Raw genomic sequence first — 16,107 nt, forward strand, 5'->3', positions numbered from 1 at the left:
AAGTTTACTCCTCAGAGCTGCCTTACCGGACAAACCCTTGACAATAAAATTAGGCAGCTTTACAATTAAAAATGTATATTTTACATTTTCATGGTATTAAAAACGTTTAAAAGCAATAGAGCTGTATATTGATGCTTATAACAATGTACATGCCGACACTTTAAAAAACGTATCACAAGTTCATAGCAAGAGGAGGTGAAAATGATGGATCTACTTATTTCAATCATCTCCATTTTGCTTGGTCTAATCGTCGGTGCAGTTGTTGGCTATTTTTATCGTAAATCCGTTGCGGAAGCAAAAATTGCAGGTGCCAAAAACGCCGCAGAACAAATTGTTGAAGATGCGAAGCGTGAAGCAGAGGCAATGAAGAAGGAAGCCTTGCTAGAGGCTAAGGATGAAAATCACCGACTGCGTACGGAAGCAGAACGTGAGATTCGTGAACGAAGAAATGAACTGCAAAAACAAGAAAATCGTTTATTGCAAAAAGAGGAGAATCTTGATCGTAAGGATGAGTCGTTGAACAAACGCGAGATTCTTTTAGAGAAAAAAGATGACGCTCTTACCAAAAGACAACAGCATATTGAAGAGATGGAAAGCAAAGTGGACGAGATGGTACAAAAACAGCAGGCTGAACTGGAACGCATCTCGAGCTTAACACGTGATGAGGCTAAATCCATCATTTTGGAGCGGACTGAGCAAGAACTTGCTCACGACATTGCAATAATGATTAAGGAAAGCGAAAACAGGGCAAAAGAAGAATCCGATAAGAAAGCGAAAGAGGTACTTTCCATTGCCATCCAAAGATGCGCTGCAGACCATGTCGCTGAAACGACTGTGTCAGTTGTAAATCTTCCGAATGATGAAATGAAGGGACGCATTATCGGACGTGAGGGACGGAATATCCGCACCCTGGAAACGTTGACGGGAATAGACCTTATAATTGATGATACTCCGGAAGCGGTAATTTTATCCGGATTTGATCCAATTAGACGTGAAACAGCCCGATTAGCTCTTGAAAAGCTTGTTCAGGATGGACGTATTCATCCGGCACGAATCGAAGAAATGGTAGAGAAGGCACGCCGAGAAGTGGATGAACATATTCGTGAGGTTGGGGAACAGACAACCTTCGAAGTGGGAGTTCACGGGCTGCATCCGGACCTGATCAAGATTCTTGGCCGCTTGAAGTACCGTACAAGCTACGGACAGAATGTTCTTAAACATTCAATCGAAGTAGCCCAGTTGTCCGGATTGCTTGCTGCAGAGCTTGGTGAAGACGAAACATTGGCTCGCCGTGCAGGACTCCTGCATGATATCGGAAAGGCGATTGACCATGAAGTAGAAGGCAGCCACGTTGAGATCGGCGTAGAGCTGGCGACGAAATACAAGGAACATCCTGTTGTTATCAACAGTATTGCTTCCCACCATGGTGATACGGAGCCAACTTCGATCATCGCAGTTTTAGTTGCTGCTGCCGATGCATTATCCGCTGCAAGGCCTGGTGCCCGCAGCGAAGCATTGGAAAACTATATCCGCCGTCTTGAAAGACTCGAAGAAATCTCTGAATCCTATGAAGGAGTCGAGAAATCCTTCGCGATTCAGGCGGGAAGAGAAATCAGGATCATGGTTAGACCTGATCAAATTGATGACTTGCAGGCACACCGCCTTGCTCGTGATATCCGCAAAAAAATTGAGGAAGAGCTTGATTATCCTGGGCATATCAAGGTTACAGTCATCCGTGAAACACGTGCAGTTGAATACGCAAAATAAAGCGGTGCTTAGGCGCCGCTTTTTGTATTAGAGCTACTTTGCTGGTTTTCATCAAATGACGATGCTATGATACAATTTTTACATAAATAACTTGAAGGCAGGAATGAAAACCAATGAGAATTTTATTTGTAGGAGATGTTGTAGGCTCTCCTGGCAGGGATATGGTTACAGAATACCTACCAAAGCTAAAGGGAAAGTTTCGTCCGACTGTTACGATCATTAATGGGGAGAATGCAGCGAGCGGAAAAGGGATAACCGAGAAGATTTACCGGCAGTTTCTTGAGCAGGGAGCACAGGCAGTTACATTAGGAAACCATGCATGGGATAACCGCGATATTTTTGAGTTTATTGATGCAGCTAAATATTTGATAAGACCCGCTAATTTTCCGAAAGAGGTACCCGGAAAAGGGATTGTATATTTAAAGATTAATCAGGAAGAACTGGCAATAATCAATTTACAGGGACGGACATTTTTAACGCCAATTGATTGCCCTTTTAAAAAAGCAGATGAACTGATTGAAGAAGCGAAAAAGCGCACCTCGTTCATTTTTGTCGATTTTCATGCAGAGGCGACTAGCGAAAAGCAGGCAATGGGCTGGTATCTTGATGGCAAAGTTTCCGCTGTTGTCGGTACGCATACTCATGTCCAGACTTCTGATGAGCGGATTTTACCATCTGGGACTGCGTTTTTGACCGATGTAGGCATGACCGGACCATATGATGGGATATTAGGGGTAGAAAAAGACGCGGTTCTCCGAAGGTTTCTCACAAGCTTGCCGACCCGTTTTGAAGTTGTCAAGGACGGAAGGAGCCAGCTATCAGCAGTATTGATCGATTTAGATAAAAAGACCGGTAAAGCAGTAAAGATTCAGAAAATCCTTATTAATGAAGACCATCCTTTTTATGAATAGAACATCAGATTTACCATCTTTAGAATGGAGACTAACGTATGCTACTTTGTCTGCAGTCTTTATTATGCTGTAATTTGGTTTTTTGGCGATGGATTAAGGGATTCCCTGTCTTATGAAGACACCATTCCACCCGAAAGATGCCCTTATGTAGAGGAACGGGTGCACATAAGGGTACCATTCCACCCGAAAGATACCCTTATGAAGAGGAAAGGGTACGCATAAGGCACCATCTTCCGCCGGAGAGATATCATTGCTTTTTTTTACTGAAGGTCATATGTGGGATTTCTCCTGAATATAGTAGCAGTGGAACAGACTAAACTGGATGTCCACACGGGCATTTGGTACGGGATAAATAAGGAGGAGCCAGGAATGGATATCTTAAAAGTTTCAGCAAAATCTAATCCTAATTCTGTAGCTGGTGCGCTTGCTGGAGTACTGCGCGAGAGAGGGAACGCAGAGATTCAGGCAATTGGGGCGGGTGCATTAAATCAAGCCGTGAAGGCAGTAGCGATCGCAAGAGGGTTCGTAGCTCCTAGCGGCGTTGATTTAATTTGCATCCCGGCATTTACTGATATTCTGATTGATGGCGAAGAGCGGACAGCCATAAAATTAATTGTTGAACCACGATAAAAGAAACCCATATGAAATTGCTATATTCCCTGTTTGCATGTGCAAGCAGGTTTCTTTATTTCTCTTGTGAAATTGCTAGAGGGGGGATTTTAGTGAAAATCTATGATGCTCATTGTGATGTTCTCTATAAACTATTAATGAATCCGACACTTGATTACATTCAAGCAGCGGAATTACAGGTCAACTTGGAAAAGTTAAAAGCTTCCGGAACGAAAGTCCAATTGTTTGCCATTTACGTGCCTGAATCGGTACATCCTGATTTGAAATTCATGGCAGCACTTAGGATGGTGGATTTGTTTTACGAAAAAGTTTTATTGCCGAGTCCGCAAATGAAGCTGATAACGAATAGAAAACAGATTAGGGAACTTGCTGAAAATGAAATAGGTGCTGTCCTAACGCTAGAAGGGTGCGATGCCATAGGACAGGACTTATTGAAATTGCGGACGCTTTTACGGCTTGGAGTCCGGTCAGTAGGGCTGACGTGGAACTTTGGTAATTATTGCGCTGACGGGGCGTTAGAAGAAAGGGGAGCAGGACTGACAAAATTCGGGCGCCAGGTTGTTCAGCTTCTGAATGAAACGGAAACGATCTGTGATGTCTCCCATCTATCGGAGAGGGGGTTCTGGGATGTGCTGGAAGTATCAGACCGCGTGTTTGCGTCTCATTCCAACTGCTATTCGAAATACCAGCATCCGAGGAATTTAAGGGACGATCAAATCGAAGCGCTGATCAGCTTGGATTCTGTTATGGGTCTCACCTTTGTTCCAAAATTTTTGTCAGGTAAAAAAGAATCAGCGTCGATCGATGATATCATCCGCCATTTGGAGCATGTCTGTACTCTCGGAGGAGAAAATCATGTTGGCTTCGGTTCAGACTTTGATGGGCTAGAGTTTACGGTGATGAAGCTTTCTGGAAATGATCAATATGAAAATCTTTGGAACGAGTTGCAAAAATATTATTCTGATATACAAGTTAAGAAATTCTTTTTTGATAATATGGCATCAAGACTTCCATTGCAAAATGGCTAAAATCAATAGACGCAATCGAATTTTAAATAGGAAAAAAGGTGCTGGAAAAACAAAGAACTTTAAATATTTTAACAAATAAAAAAATATTCATATTTTCGTCAATAATTATTCTGAAAGGGTTGCTTTTTTTTTCACATAGGTCTAGAATTGAAAGCGTTTAGTACGATACATTTTACTAGATTTGACAGGGGATTGAAGAAATAACCATTCTAGTGAATATGTTGGATACGTGCTACACTTAAAAACAAAGCGTTTTTACATATCTAAAGGGGTGTAAGAGATGATCAATCAACTTTCATGGAAAGTTGGCGGACAGCAGGGAGAAGGAATTGAATCTACCGGGGAAATTTTCTCTATTGCATTGAACCGTCTAGGCTACTACTTGTATGGCTACCGTCACTTTTCGTCACGTATTAAGGGTGGCCACACAAACAACAAGATCCGGGTAAGCACTAAAGAGGTTCGATCTATTTCTGACGATTTAGATATTCTAGTAGCTTTTGATCAGGAAACGGTTGATGTTAACTACAAGGAATTGCATGAGAAAGGCGTCATTTTAGCTGATGCGAAGTTTGACCCTAAGAAGCCAGAAGATACTCAAGCTGCATTGTATGCGGTTCCATTTACAGAAATGGCTTCTGAACTAGGGACATCTCTTATGAAAAACATGGTTGCAATTGGTGCGACTAGTGCCATCCTAGACTTGGATATCCAGGTTTTCGAGGAAGTTGTTCAGGAAATTTTTGGACGAAAAGGACAACAAGTAGTTGATAAAAACATGGAAGCCATTAAGGCTGGCTACGAATATACAAAGGAAAAATTGGCTGGAGCAGAGCCGATGCATCTTGAGAAGGCTGATGGTCAGAAGCGTCTATTTATGATTGGCAATGATGCAATTGCCATGGGAGCACTTGCAGGAGGCTGCAGATTCATGGCTGCCTACCCGATCACACCTGCTTCAGAAATTATGGAATATTTGATCAAGAAACTGCCTGCTCTTGGCGGAACTGTCATTCAGACTGAAGATGAAATCGCTGCTGCTACAATGGCAATCGGCGCCAACTATGGCGGTGTCCGTGCGATTACAGCTTCTGCGGGACCTGGCCTTTCACTGAAAATGGAAGCAATCGGCTTGGCCGGAATCACGGAAACGCCAATCGTTATTGTCGATACCCAGCGTGGCGGTCCATCAACAGGGCTTCCTACCAAACAGGAACAATCTGATCTTATGGCAATGATCTACGGAACGCATGGTGAAATTCCTAAGATTGTCATGGCTCCAAGTACGGTCCAGGAAGCATTTTATGATGCAGCAGAAGCATTCAACCTTGCTGAAGAGTATCAGTGCCCAGTGATCGTTTTGACTGACCTACAGCTTTCACTTGGAAAGCAAACAGTCGAGCCGCTTAACTTTGATAAAGTGGAGATTCGCCGAGGCAAGCTGAAGGCAGATGATCTTCCTGAGATTGAAAACAAAGGGTACTTCAAACGTTATGAAGTAACAGAAGATGGCGTTTCACCACGTGTTATTCCAGGAATGAAAAACGGCATCCACCACGTAACAGGTGTCGAGCATGATGAAACAGGAAAACCTTCAGAATCTGCAGCGAACCGCATTGCCCAAATGGATAAGCGTTTCCGCAAAATTAGCCATCTGAAGTTTGATACGCCAATCCATAAAAATGCTCCACATGAGGAAGCTGATCTTTTGATCGTAGGTTTCAACTCTACACGAGGCGCAATCGAAGAGGCAATGGGAAGACTGGAGAAGGACGGATTGAAAGTAAACCACGCCCATGTTCGTCTGATCCACCCATTTCCGGCTGAGGAAATGATGCAGCTTGTAAAATCTGCGAAGAAAGTGGCAGTGATTGAAAACAATGCGACAGGACAGCTGGCAAACATCATGAAGATGAATGTCGGAGGACATGAGAAGATTCACAAGATTCTCAAGTACGACGGAAACCCATTCTTGCCGCAGGAAGTCCACACAAAATGCAAGGAGTTGTTCTAGGATGGCGACTTTTAAAGAATTTCGTAACAATGTAAAACCAAATTGGTGCCCAGGCTGTGGCGACTTCTCTGTACAGGCTGCCATGCAGCGTGCAGCAGCTAATGTTGGCCTGGAGCCAGAAAATCTGGCTGTAATCTCAGGTATCGGCTGTTCTGGCCGTATCTCTGGATATATTAATTCCTACGGCTTCCACGGAATCCATGGCCGTTCTCTTCCAATCGCACAAGGAGTGAAGATGGCAAACCGTGATTTAACGGTTATTGCTTCCGGCGGTGACGGGGACGGATTCGCCATTGGAATGGGGCATACCATCCATGCAATCCGCCGTAACATAAACATTACTTATATCGTCATGGATAACCAAATTTACGGTCTGACGAAGGGGCAAACGTCCCCGCGTTCAGCTGCTGGTTTCAAAACAAAGTCAACTCCAGCAGGTTCAATTGAACAAGCCATTTCTCCAATGGAAATGGCATTGACAGCTGGCGCTACTTTTGTGGCGCAAAGCTTCTCAACTGATCTGAAAGACTTGACTGCCCTAATTGAAGCAGGTATTAAGCACGAAGGTTTTTCATTAATCAACGTTTTCAGTCCGTGCGTAACTTATAACAAGGTTAACACCTACGATTGGTTTAAAGAAAACCTGACAAAACTTAGCGATATCGAAGGATATGATCCATCAAATCGTGAAGCAGCAATGCAGACGTTGATGAAACATAACGGATTGGTTACAGGCTTAATCTATCAAAACACAGAGCGCAAATCATATCAGGAACTGGTAAACGGTTATTCAAAAACACCGCTTTCTAAAGCAGACCTTAAGCTTGATCAAGCTCATTTTGATAAGCTAGTTGCTGAATTTATGTAATAAATCTGTACTTTTTACATAAAACCCCAATCATCTAATGATTGGGGTTTTATTGTACAAAGTTGTATTTAAACAATAAGGATCACTACGAAAATGAGAGCAATTTTTTCGTAAAGCCAGTATCAGCAATACTACTATTGTTTTCATTGATTCAAGAGTTTATACTAGTATAATGTGTATATTTCATATTTTCAGGGCGAAATATTCCCTTTTTTCAACGAATGCAGTTTAGGAATTTTTCGCTTAATGCACGTTTTTTTATGAAAGGAGATTGGTCGTCATGAACGAAAATCAACGCTTGGAAGGTCAACAAGTAGCAACAAATAATTCTTCGGACAAAAAATCCAGTAAGGATTATAGCAAGTACTTTGAAACAGTATATACTGCTCCTTCTTTGAAGGATGCCAAAAAGCGCGGAAAAGAAGAGGTTACGTATCATAAGGATTTCGATATTCCTGAAGAGTTCTTAAAAATGGGAAATGGCCGAAAATTTTATATTCGTACGTATGGCTGTCAGATGAATGAACATGATACGGAAGTGATGGCGGGTATTTTCCTTGGTTTGGGCTATGAACCTACTGATAGTGTCGAGGAAGCGAATGTCATTCTCCTGAATACATGTGCGATTCGGGAAAACGCTGAAAACAAGGTATTTGGTGAACTAGGTCATTTGAAGCATCTGAAACGAGAAAATCCAGATTTGCTCTTGGGTGTTTGTGGTTGCATGTCACAGGAAGAATCAGTCGTCAACAAAATTCTGAAAACCTATCACCAGGTGGATATGATTTTTGGTACGCATAATATTCATCGCCTTCCAAATATTCTAAAGGAAGCATACATGTCTAAAGAAATAGTCGTCGAAGTTTGGTCAAAGGAAGGAGATGTAATTGAAAACCTTCCTAAAGTCCGCAGAGGGAATATTAAAGCATGGGTTAATATTATGTATGGCTGCGATAAATTCTGTACGTACTGCATCGTTCCTTATACACGGGGCAAAGAACGAAGCCGCCGTCCTGAAGATATCATCCAGGAAGTCCGCTTGCTTGCATCACAGGGCTATCAGGAAATTACCCTGCTAGGCCAGAACGTAAACGCATATGGAAAAGACTTCACTGATTTAAAATATGGTTTAGGAGACTTGATGGAGGAAATCCGTAAAATCGATATCCCAAGGATCCGATTCACTACGAGCCATCCACGTGATTTTGATGATCACTTGATTGAAGTCTTGGCAAAAGGCGGAAACTTGATGGACCATATCCATCTTCCGGTCCAATCCGGTTCTTCTGAGGTATTGAAAATCATGGCGCGGAAGTATACTCGTGAACAATATCTAGAACTTGTACACAAGATCAAGGCGGAGATTCCAGATGTTACTTTGACAACAGACATCATCGTCGGATATCCGAATGAAACAGATGAACAATTCGAGGAAACATTGTCGTTAGTCCGTGAGGTAGGCTATGAATCTGCGTACACCTTCATTTATTCTCCAAGAGAAGGAACTCCGGCGGCAAAAATGCAGGATAATATTCCTATGGAAGTGAAGAAGGAACGTCTTCAGCGTTTGAATGCACTTGTGAATGAACAGTCGGCTCAGTCGATGAAGAAGTATCAGGATCAAATTGTCGAAGTATTGGTTGAAGGCGAAAGCAAAAACAATCCTGATGTACTTGCAGGATATACAAGCAAGATGAAGCTTGTCAACTTTGTCGGGCCAAAGTCTGCAATCGGAAAAATCGTCAAGGTAAAGATCACCGATGCAAAAACTTGGTCTTTAAACGGGGAAATGGCAGAAGAAAACGAACCAGTTGAGGTGAAGTAATTTGGTCAAGTACAATAAAGATGACATTATTTTGCGTTCCAGAGAAATCGCACGGATGATTGCAGAAACAGAAGAAGTAGACTTTTTCAAGCGAGCAGAAGCGCAAATTCATGAAAATGAAAAAGTAAGAACGCTTATTTCTTCGATAAAAGGTCTCCAAAAACAAGCGGTGAACTTTCAGCATTACGGGAAAACGGAAGCGTTGAAGAAGACGGAAGAAAAAATCGCCGCTCTAGAAGCAGAGCTTGACGCAATTCCGGTTGTACAGGAATTCAAGCAATCCCAAATTGATGTGAATGATCTGCTGCAAATGGTTGCGACAACTATTTCCAATACCGTGACAGACGAAATCGTCGTATCAACAGGAGGAGATCTCCTCAGCGGTGAAACTGGTGCAGCACGGAAGAACGGAAAGAGCTGCCATACCCATGATCATTAAGCATTGAGTTAAAACAAGGCACCTGTTTCCTTCAGGTGTCTTTTTTATTCCAATCAATTGTTTCAACTTCTACATCAGTTTCTCCCTAAATACATATGAAATCTCCCCTCGCTTGCTATCAATCGGGAACATTCATCTCCTGTGGGCATACAATGAACTATGCCTAAGTTTTTCACAGCGGTTCTAATTTTATCGCACACTAGTCTAATATCACGCATAGGATGAATTGAAAAAGATTGAGGAGGTTTCGCTCGCATGGGAGATTACAGAGAGATTATCACGAAAGCAGTTGTAGCGAAAGGACGTAAATTTACACAGTCCAATCATACGATCACCCCAGCGCATAATCCAAGCAGCATTCTTGGCGCTTGGGTCATAAACCATAAGTACAAGGCGAAAAAAGTAGGGAAAGTGGTGGAGGTAAACGGGTCATACGAGGCAAACATCTGGTACTCCTGTGATGATAACACAAAAACAGAAGTAGTCACCGAGAAAGTAACTTACTGTGATGTCATCAAGTTAAAGTACCGCGATCCGGATTGCATGGATGACCATGACGTACTCGTTGAAGTTCTTCAGCAGCCTAACTGCATCGAAGCCGTCATTTCTCCAAATGGCAATAAAATCATTGTTCACGTCGAACGGGAATTCCTAGTCGAAGTTATCGGTGAAACAAAGGTTTGTGTCGTTACTCACCCAGACGGATGCGACAGTGACGAAGACGAGTGGGGACACGGAATCGATGATGAAGAATTTGAAGACTTGAACCCAGACTTCCTGCTTGGTGAGGAAGAATAACAACGAACTAGGAAGCTTCTACTTCCTAGTTTTTTTTTTTAAAAAGTCGTTTACGCTTTCGATCCATCTGGAAGCCGCTTCTTTTCTCGAATAGGTGCTTACAGAAAGAAATTCGGTTTATCACCAGAGCTACAAATCGGACATAATTCTTCTGCCCCTTTCCAGGAAGGGAAGTTAGTGTGACATTTTTTACAATTAGCTTGGACGAGCGAAAAACTTTCTTCCTCACTTATGTGAACATTATCAGTGATTTGCACCGCTTTTTCTCTGCAAATATCGCTGCAAAGTCGGCATCCACAGCAGTTATGGTCTGTTAGCTTGAGTGAGTCTTCAGCAATGCGGAATACATCAGAAGGACAAATCATAAAACAGGCTTTGCATAATGTACAATCTTCATGATTCAACTTTATCTTAAAAAATGACCAACCTTTAAATAGGTTTGAAGTTTTGAAACTGTGTTCATTGAACCGCCATTTAATTGGCGTCAAAGATGTAAGAACGGTATTTTTGCTATTGGAACCAATTCTGGCAAAAAAAGCACGCCTTGATATCATTTGCGGATGTTCGCTCTCTGCTTCCACATGTTCTACAAAGGATAGTTGCTCAAGCTCCATTTTCGCAAGTATGTTATTTACCCGGCTCACTACCTCGCTAAGTTCTTCGTTAACAGAAGATTCATGGATAGATCGTATTCCTTTTTTATGATAATAAAGGAGCTCTGCGACTGTGGGTAATACATAGCCATTCTCCAGCAATACATAATTCCGGATGATTCTCCTGGATGGAGATTTGCCTTTGATCGCCTGTACCGGACAAACCGTGGTACAAACACCACAGATTGTGCACAGGTGGTTGCTAATAGTTATTTCTCCATTAACAACTCTTATTGCTTCAGTTGGACATTTGTCTATGCAGGTTGTACAGGAACTCATAGGACTGATTTTTCTTGTACACGAGTAAGAAATTTCCAATTCATAACTTAAGCTCTCAATCCAATTGCCAATTAGCGACATGGAAGGTCACCCCAATATTCATTTTAAGTATCATTCCTTTCGCTGCGCTCAAGGCACAATACTACTTCCTTATTATTTTACGATGAAAGTCTGTTAAAAAAGGCGTGTTCGTCAGAAATTCATCTAGATGTAAAGGAATGTTCACAAAACAACTAACATGAATTTGAAAAAAAAAGCAGAAAATATCGGGTTTAACACAGGAAATGATGGGCCGATCAGTGAAAAACCCTATGACTGATTAGGTGAAATCCTTCACATAGTAAGTGGTCATTCTCCACATAATGTTTATTGTTTCACAAACTTTGTTGCCATATAGTGAAGATGTAATCGAAAGGTGGTGTAATCAGATGATAGCGTCAATGGAAAAAAGAGCAGGATCGGCGATGATTTTCACTATTATTGCAGACTTATTTAAGCCGCCTACTATGGAGACATGGCAAGAAATCGAGGATAACCAGCTACTGAATAAGCTGGAGAGAATGGCCAGGGATTTATATGGTATCGAATTCCCATTAGACGGAATCTTACCTGAAGACTTTGAGCATTTTTGCGAATTACATAAAAAGGTGATTGGGTCTGTAGCAGAGAAAGCAGTTCTCCCGGTAGAGTCGCTGTATAAACCGTGGACACAGGATGAAACTTGTACTCTTCCATTCGCCCGAGAAAAAGGCTATCTGCAAGGGGATCCTACCATGCATATTGCCTTCCTTTTAAATGAGCTGCAAATAGAAATTCCTAGACAGTACAATGGTATCCCCGATCATTTGTCTATTTTGCTTGAGCTGGCAGCGTATTTCCTAGAGCATGCTCCAGAAAAATTCAGTAGGGAGTTCATGGAGGACCACCTGGACTGGCTACCTGATTTTAAAACAAAGCTGAAGGAAAAATCGGCCCATCCTTTCTATGAAGGGATTACTGATTTTTTAATAAAAGTAATAGAAGCACAGAAAAATGATTGATGGAAAAGGTCAATGAAGGTGGTGGTGCTTTCTGTGCGAGCAATGATGCAATTGCCAGAGGGAGAGGCCGGTTTGAATTTGTACGAGGCTGTCTGCCTAACGGAAGGCGGGGACGGGTCAAGAGAAAAAGGAGGGCTAGTATCATGCTAGAAACAAAACTATCAAGGCGAGGATTCATTAAAGCTTCTGCCGCAACAGCTGTCCTGGCATCAGCGGGGACGGTTGGTTTTAATGAGTGGTCGAAAGAATATGTGAAAGCAAGTGCTAACACGAAAATTAAAGAGATTCCTAGTACTTGCAATGCATGCTCAAGCAAATGCGGAATGGTTGGACATGTAAAGAATGGACGATTATGGAAGCTTACCGGGCATCCAGATCATCCTTATTCCAAAGGAAAACTTTGTGCCAGAGGCCATGGATATGCAACAGTTGTATATTCTCAAGACAGGCTGACCCAGCCATTGAAACGATTAGGAGAGAATAAATTCGAGCCGATCACCTGGGAGCAGGCCTATAAAGAGATTGCTGGAAAATTGACACAGATCATCAAAGAGCATGGTCCCCAGGCAGTTGCGTTAACAGAAGATCCAAGAGCTTCAGGGAAATTCTATTCGCCAAGATTCATTAATGCGCTTGGCTCAGCCAATTATTATACACATCATGTCGTTTGTTCCAACTCAAGAGATGCAGGTTTTCTTCATACGGTTGGTGTAACTGCAACAAGTGCTGACATCAGCAATGCAAAATACATCATGTTCATTGGCAGGAGCTATGGAGATGGGATTCGTCCGAGTTCGGTCCAGTCTTTGGCAGCCGCCCGGGACAATGGGGCAAAGATAGTCATCGTGGATCCTCGATTGAATAATACGGCTAATCTCGCAACAGAATGGCTGGCAATTCGTCCAGGAACCGACCTTGCCCTCGTGCTGGCAATGTCACATGTTTTAATCAAGGAAAATCTCCACGATCTGAATTTTATTAAAACATACACCGTTGGTTTTGAAGCATATGCCAAAGAATTAGCAAAATATACTCCGCAATGGGCAGAGGGCATCACGGGAATTCCGGCTGCTGATATTAGCCGTATCGCAATTGATATGGGCAAAGCAAAACCAAAAGCCCTGATTGAACAATCCTGGAGAGGTGCATTTGGCTGCAACTATGAAAATAGCACAGAAACCGGCCGTGCGGTGGCCATGTTCAATGCGTTACTAGGAAATTACCAGCAAAAAGGCGGAAGTATCTTTGGAGTTAAACCGCATTTAGGAAAACTGGATGAGCAAAAATACCCTAATCCAAAGGAACCAGAGGCACCAAAAGCAGGCAAAAAGGAATTCCCTCTTGCCTACGAGGGTAGTGGTGTTGCCACGATCGTCGCGAAAGAAGCACTGGAAGGAAAAATGAAGGCGGCTATTTACTACCATTCCAATGCTGCCCTTGGTTATGGGAATCCTAAAGTGATGAAAGAAGCATTTTCAAAACTGGACCTTGTTGTCGCGATAGATGTGCAAATGTCTGAAACAGCTCAATTAGCTGATTATGTTCTGCCAGAGGTAACTTATATTGAACGGGATGAAGTTATCGAGAGTCTTTCAGGTAAGGTGCCTGGAATTGCCTTAAGACAGCAAATGGTTGAAAAGGTTCACCCTGACACAAAGCCAATTCATGAGATTTACACAGAGTTAGCAAAAGCATGCGGTGTTGGTCAATACTTTAATTTTTCTCTAGATGAATTGAACGAAGCAAAGCTTGCACCGACTGGTATAACCTATAAACAGCTTAAAGAAAAAGGCACCATTATGTTTCCTGCGGAGGAAATTACAATAGGTGAAATGCCAAAAGTAAAGACCCCATCCGGAAAAATTGAGTTTTACAGTGAAACGTATAAAAAAGCGGGTTATAATCCAATTGTCGAATGGATTGAGCCTAAAGTGAGTCCTGCGAATGATTCATTCCGGCTAATCACGGGAAAACAGGCGATTCACAGCCACACTCAAACTGCGAATTTGCCAATTTTAATGCAAATTACAAAAGATTATGATTTAGAAAGAATCTGGATCAATCCTGTTCGTGCTAAAGAACTAGGAATAAAGGATGGCGACCTTGTTGAAGTGAAATCTAGTGAGGCTACCAGCAAAATCCGCGTTAAAGTAACAGAACGAATCCATCCTGAGGCAATTTTTGTTCCGAGCCACTACGGAATCACATCTAAGGATTTAAGGACTGGTTACGGTGTGGGCTTTAGCTACATGGAGCATGTACCGTTCGATTTTGAGAAATGGAGCGGAGCAGGAAATATTCATGAAGTCATCGTTAAGGTTAGGAAGGTGAATAGCTGATGGCACGCTATGGAATGATGATAGACACTAGAAAATGTGTCGGCTGTTATGCATGCCGGGTAAGCTGCCAGATGCAGAATGAACTCCCGGTGGAAGAGTCGTTTATTAAATTTTATGAAAAAGAAACGGGTATTTTCCCTAACGTCAAAAATGAGATTATCCCAGTGCAGTGCCAGCATTGTGAGGATGCACCATGTGTAAGTGTGTGCCCGACAAAGGCTACCTACACGACTGCAGAAGGCATCGTCCTTGTTGATTCTGAGAAATGCATAGGCTGTAAATATTGTATGGTAGCGTGCGATTACGGAGCAAGAACACAGAATCACGAAACCGGAGTAGTAGAAAAATGCCGATTCTGTTCTGAGCTTGTGGCGGAAGGGAAACAGCCGGCATGCGTAACGACATGCATCAGCAATGCCAGGATTTTCGGTGACCTTGATGATCCGAACAGTGAGGTATCAAGGGCTATTGTCCGATTGAATGCTCAGCCTTTAAGACCGGATTTAGGAAAGGCAAAAATTTATTACGTGAGGTGAATATAAATGGTTTGGGGAACGATTATCGCAGCTTATTTATTCCTAGCTGGTCTCAGCGCCGGCGCGTTTTTAACTTCTTCCTATTCAGCGAGGAGATATCCAAATTCTGCTGACGTCCGAATTGTTGGCAGACTCATTAGTCCAATCTTGATGGGAATTGGCCTTTTGCTTCTCATTTTAGATGCCGAGGCTGGTCTAAAGAATCCATTACGCTTCCTTTATTTGTTTACAAATTTCAAATCAGTTATGACGATCGGTACGTATTTCATTAGTTTTTTCATGATGGCTGCCGCTTATATTGCCTTAATGGAGCTGTTGAAAAAAGAGATAAACAAAGTCATCGAATATGTAGGCATCGTTTTTGCTGTAGCAACTGCCATTTACACAGGATTTCTGATTGGTGTAATCGGTGCCGTTCCGCTATGGAATACAGCTATCTTACCAATCTTGTTCGTCGTTTCTGCACTTTCAACAGGAATTGCTGGCACAATGCTCGGGGCAGCTTTGGTTGATAAGAAGGTCATCCATCAAGTATTGTCCATTAAAAAAATTCACTTAACATTGCTTGTTACGGAAGTCTTCCTGCTTTTCACCATGTTTTTGGTCACTTCTTCCACCAATGAATCGGCCGCCCAATCTGTATCTAAGCTGTTGACTGGCGAATACAGTGCATTCTTCTGGGTTGGCTTGGTGATCATCGGACTTCTGGTGCCAATCATTATCGAAGGACTAGAGTTGTTTTCATATAAAAAACTGAGTAATAGCCGCGCTGGACAAGAAGTTGCAGCAGGAGGTACAAGCGGAATTACATCCACCCTCCTAACTGAAAGCGCCGTTCTTGCCGGCGGATTTATCCTGCGTTATCTTTTGCTCGCCGCTGCAGTGCCTATCATCTTTTTATAAAAGATGTTTCTTGAAGTAATATTAAAAGAAAAACGAATCAACGTGAAGTCGTGGGAGAAGACTTCACGTTTTTTTGC

Annotated in this window: 14 protein-coding genes; 13 read left to right on the plus strand and 1 reads right to left on the minus strand. The window is 42.4% G+C overall.

Annotated elements, in window-relative coordinates; translation table 11 throughout:
* The first annotated feature begins 204 nt into the window (after positions 1-204).
* The 9 genes from rny (at position 205) to UB32_RS05190 (ending at position 10,280) form a co-directional block, all read left to right on the plus strand.
* Positions 205-1,767, plus strand: coding sequence for a ribonuclease Y (gene rny, locus UB32_RS05150; RefSeq protein WP_044391801.1), 1,563 nt, complete (start codon positions 205-207; stop codon positions 1,765-1,767).
* A 113-nt stretch (positions 1,768-1,880) separates the two neighbouring features.
* Positions 1,881-2,678 carry a TIGR00282 family metallophosphoesterase gene (locus UB32_RS05155; protein WP_044391805.1) on the plus strand — a complete coding sequence of 266 codons (798 nt, stop codon included), beginning with the start codon at positions 1,881-1,883 and terminating at the stop codon, positions 2,676-2,678.
* Positions 2,679-3,047: 369 nt separating this feature from the next.
* Positions 3,048-3,308: a stage V sporulation protein SpoVS gene (gene spoVS, locus UB32_RS05160; RefSeq protein ID WP_044391806.1), complete on the plus strand. Its 261-nt coding sequence runs from the start codon at positions 3,048-3,050 to the stop codon at positions 3,306-3,308.
* A 92-nt stretch (positions 3,309-3,400) separates the two neighbouring features.
* Positions 3,401-4,336: a dipeptidase gene (locus UB32_RS05165; RefSeq protein WP_044391808.1), complete on the plus strand. Its 936-nt coding sequence runs from the start codon at positions 3,401-3,403 to the stop codon at positions 4,334-4,336.
* Positions 4,337-4,616: 280 nt separating this feature from the next.
* Positions 4,617-6,350 carry a 2-oxoacid:acceptor oxidoreductase subunit alpha gene (locus UB32_RS05170; protein ID WP_044391810.1) on the plus strand — a complete coding sequence of 578 codons (1,734 nt, stop codon included), beginning with the start codon at positions 4,617-4,619 and terminating at the stop codon, positions 6,348-6,350.
* A gap of 1 nt (position 6,351) precedes the next feature.
* Positions 6,352-7,218: a 2-oxoacid:ferredoxin oxidoreductase subunit beta gene (locus UB32_RS05175; RefSeq protein WP_044391812.1), complete on the plus strand. Its 867-nt coding sequence runs from the start codon at positions 6,352-6,354 to the stop codon at positions 7,216-7,218.
* Between the two features lie 280 nt (positions 7,219-7,498).
* The gene (gene miaB / locus UB32_RS05180) at positions 7,499-9,043 is read left to right on the plus strand and encodes a tRNA (N6-isopentenyl adenosine(37)-C2)-methylthiotransferase MiaB (RefSeq protein WP_044391814.1); all 1,545 of its coding nucleotides are present in this window, start codon (positions 7,499-7,501) and stop codon (positions 9,041-9,043) included.
* Position 9,044: 1 nt separating this feature from the next.
* Positions 9,045-9,482, plus strand: a complete 438-nt coding sequence (locus UB32_RS05185) for a RicAFT regulatory complex protein RicA family protein (protein ID WP_044391816.1) — start codon at positions 9,045-9,047, stop codon at positions 9,480-9,482.
* 255 nt (positions 9,483-9,737) lie between these two features.
* Positions 9,738-10,280, plus strand: coding sequence for an outer spore coat protein CotE (locus UB32_RS05190; protein WP_044391818.1), 543 nt, complete (start codon positions 9,738-9,740; stop codon positions 10,278-10,280).
* A 98-nt stretch (positions 10,281-10,378) separates the two neighbouring features.
* Here UB32_RS05190 and UB32_RS05195 read toward each other — a convergent pair whose 3' ends face one another.
* A complete protein-coding gene (locus UB32_RS05195; RefSeq protein WP_128721494.1) occupies positions 10,379-11,293 on the minus strand; it encodes a 4Fe-4S binding protein in 915 nt (304 codons plus the stop codon).
* A gap of 347 nt (positions 11,294-11,640) precedes the next feature.
* Here UB32_RS05195 and UB32_RS18955 point away from each other — a divergent pair, with 347 nt between their 5' ends.
* The 4 genes from UB32_RS18955 to nrfD all read left to right on the plus strand — a co-directional run bounded on the left by UB32_RS18955 (position 11,641) and on the right by nrfD (position 16,030).
* Positions 11,641-12,252, plus strand: a complete 612-nt coding sequence (locus UB32_RS18955) for a TorD/DmsD family molecular chaperone (RefSeq protein WP_052806960.1) — start codon at positions 11,641-11,643, stop codon at positions 12,250-12,252.
* Positions 12,253-12,395: 143 nt separating this feature from the next.
* Entirely contained in the window at positions 12,396-14,591 is a 2,196-nt protein-coding gene (locus UB32_RS05205) for a molybdopterin-containing oxidoreductase family protein (protein WP_044391822.1), read from the plus strand.
* Complete coding sequence (locus tag UB32_RS05210) at positions 14,591-15,127, plus strand: 4Fe-4S dicluster domain-containing protein (protein ID WP_044391823.1); 537 nt, start codon at positions 14,591-14,593, stop codon at positions 15,125-15,127. Before UB32_RS05205 ends, UB32_RS05210 begins: the two co-directional genes overlap by 1 nt.
* 6 nt (positions 15,128-15,133) lie before the next feature.
* On the plus strand, positions 15,134-16,030 hold the full coding sequence (gene nrfD / locus UB32_RS05215; RefSeq protein ID WP_044391824.1) for an NrfD/PsrC family molybdoenzyme membrane anchor subunit: 897 nt from the start codon (positions 15,134-15,136) through the stop codon (positions 16,028-16,030).
* Positions 16,031-16,107 lie beyond the last annotated feature (77 nt).

Origin of the sequence: Mesobacillus subterraneus (assembly GCF_000934845.1) — a bacterium.
Lineage (GTDB): Bacteria > Bacillota > Bacilli > Bacillales > Cytobacillaceae > Mesobacillus > Mesobacillus stamsii.

Coding starts and splice junctions, on each gene's coding strand:
- rny (WP_044391801.1), top strand. CDS start 205: ATGGATCTACTTATTTCAATCATCTCCATTTTGCTTGGTCTAATCGTC.
- UB32_RS05155 (WP_044391805.1), top strand. CDS start 1,881: ATGAGAATTTTATTTGTAGGAGATGTTGTAGGCTCTCCTGGCAGGGAT.
- spoVS (WP_044391806.1), top strand. CDS start 3,048: ATGGATATCTTAAAAGTTTCAGCAAAATCTAATCCTAATTCTGTAGCT.
- UB32_RS05170 (WP_044391810.1), top strand. CDS start 4,617: ATGATCAATCAACTTTCATGGAAAGTTGGCGGACAGCAGGGAGAAGGA.
- UB32_RS05175 (WP_044391812.1), top strand. CDS start 6,352: ATGGCGACTTTTAAAGAATTTCGTAACAATGTAAAACCAAATTGGTGC.
- miaB (WP_044391814.1), top strand. CDS start 7,499: ATGAACGAAAATCAACGCTTGGAAGGTCAACAAGTAGCAACAAATAAT.
- UB32_RS05190 (WP_044391818.1), top strand. CDS start 9,738: ATGGGAGATTACAGAGAGATTATCACGAAAGCAGTTGTAGCGAAAGGA.
- UB32_RS05195 (WP_128721494.1), bottom strand. CDS start 11,293: ATGTCGCTAATTGGCAATTGGATTGAGAGCTTAAGTTATGAATTGGAA.
- UB32_RS18955 (WP_052806960.1), top strand. CDS start 11,641: ATGATAGCGTCAATGGAAAAAAGAGCAGGATCGGCGATGATTTTCACT.
- UB32_RS05205 (WP_044391822.1), top strand. CDS start 12,396: ATGCTAGAAACAAAACTATCAAGGCGAGGATTCATTAAAGCTTCTGCC.
- UB32_RS05210 (WP_044391823.1), top strand. CDS start 14,591: ATGGCACGCTATGGAATGATGATAGACACTAGAAAATGTGTCGGCTGT.
- nrfD (WP_044391824.1), top strand. CDS start 15,134: ATGGTTTGGGGAACGATTATCGCAGCTTATTTATTCCTAGCTGGTCTC.